Below are 1,366 nucleotides of genomic sequence, written 5' to 3'. Positions count from 1 at the left end.
CATTAAACCGCATTGTGCTTACCTGTTCTGTAATAAACGTGGCCATCGCATGAAAGTGCTGGTACATGATGGACTGGGCATCTGGCTGTGTGCCCGGCGGCTGGAACAGGGAAAATTCCACTGGGCTCAAGTTCACCAAGGTGAAACCGTGGCCCTCAGCCCGGAACAGTTACAGGCATTAATCCAAGGTTTGCCCTGGCAGAGAATTGGACGACAGCAGGTGGTGACGATGCTTTAAACCAGGCTGTTCCATTCTGCTATTCTCCAAACGTTCTATTTCATTCTTCTCATGACCTCAGGCATACTGCGGTCATGAATACGCTGCCTGACTTAAGCCAACTGACCCATGAACAACTGCTGGAATTCACCAGGCAGTTGGCGATGCAGCATCAGTCTCTGGCACAATCAAACCAGCAATTAGATGCCAGAGTTCAACATCTTGAAGTCACCAATCAGCAATTAGATTCTAAAGTTCAACATCTTTCTATTCTCAATCAAAAATACGAGCATGAACTGGCGCTGTTTAAACAGCATAAATTCGGCAGTAAAAACGAACATCTCACCGCAAAACAAATCCATCTGTGGGACGAAGCGGTCGAAGAAGATATCGCAGCCGTTGATCTGGAATTAGAACGATTAAATGCAGATAAAACCGATGCAGCGACACAGAAAGCCAAAACCAATAAACCTAAACGTCGACTGCTGCCAGATCATCTACACACCATCCGTATTGAGCATGAACCTGCATCAACCCAATGCAGTTGTGGCTGCCAGTTACGTCGTATCGGCGAAGATATCAGTGAAAAACTGCATTTCAGACCGGCACAGTTCTACAAGGAACAGCATGTTCGTGGCAAATGGGTCTGTGATCAGTGTGACACCCTGACTCAGCAAGCGATGCCTGCCTATGTGATTGATAAAGGCATTGCTTCACCTGAACTGCTCAGCCATGTGCTGGTATCGAAGTATGCCGATCATTTGCCGCTGTACCGTCAGCGCCTGATCTATCAGCGGGCTGGCATTGATCTGTCCAGATCCACTTTATCTGACTGGATTGGTCGCTGCGGTGTGGAACTGGAGCCTCTGGCTAATGCCTTAAAAGAGGTGGTGCTGCAACAGCAGGTGCTGCATGCAGATGAAACACCAGTCACCATTATGCGGATGGGTGAGAATGAGAAAAAACCGAAGAAAGGTTATGTCTGGGCCTATGCCACCACACAGTACAATCCAGTTCAGGCGGTGATCTATGACTTTCAGGATAGTCGTTCAGGTCAGCATGCTGAAGCGTTCCTGAAAGACTGGCAGGGCCATCTGGTCTGTGATGATTACAGCGGTTATAAAGCACGCTTTAAATCAGGTCAGGTCA

The 1,366-nt window shown here is 48.0% G+C and carries 2 protein-coding genes; both read left to right on the top strand.

Annotation, left to right across the window (positions count from 1 at the left end):
• On the top strand, positions 1-238 hold a 238-nt coding region (tnpB, locus tag FTU03_RS15980; protein ID WP_179993459.1), incomplete at its 5' end, for an IS66 family insertion sequence element accessory protein TnpB.
• A 74-nt stretch (positions 239-312) separates the two neighbouring features.
• Positions 313-1,366, top strand: a 1,054-nt coding sequence (locus tag FTU03_RS15975) for an IS66 family transposase (protein WP_179993460.1), incomplete at its 3' end; no start/stop codon positions are given.

The organism is Acinetobacter sp. YH12046 (assembly GCF_013419905.1).
GTDB lineage: Bacteria > Pseudomonadota > Gammaproteobacteria > Pseudomonadales > Moraxellaceae > Acinetobacter.
This window is presented reverse-complemented; position numbering and strand designations above follow the sequence as displayed.